Source organism: Staphylococcus pseudoxylosus (genome assembly GCF_003697915.1).
In the GTDB taxonomy this organism is placed as follows: domain Bacteria; phylum Bacillota; class Bacilli; order Staphylococcales; family Staphylococcaceae; genus Staphylococcus; species Staphylococcus pseudoxylosus.
The window spans coordinates 1-224 of sequence record NZ_RCVN01000104.1 but is presented as its reverse complement, the minus strand read 5'-3'; the positions used below and the strand labels follow the sequence as shown (position 1 = coordinate 224).

Below are 224 nucleotides of genomic sequence, written 5' to 3'. Positions count from 1 at the left end.
CTGCGACCCCTTGGTCCCAAACCAAGTGCTCTACCAAGCTGAGCTACTTCCCGTATTAATTTAAACATTTTAAAAATGGTGCGCCCGACAGGGGTCGAACCTGTAACCTCTTGATTCGTAGTCAAGTACTCTATCCAGTTGAGCTACGGGCGCATTATTAAAATGATGGTGCCGAGGACCGGAATCGAACCGGTACGGTGATCTCTCACCGCAGGATTTTAAGT

The 224-nt window shown here is 48.2% G+C and carries 1 tRNA gene; it reads right to left on the bottom strand.

Annotation, left to right across the window (positions count from 1 at the left end):
• Positions 1-76 precede the first annotated feature (76 nt).
• Positions 77-153, bottom strand: a tRNA-Arg gene (locus tag D9V42_RS14985).
• Positions 154-224 lie beyond the last annotated feature (71 nt).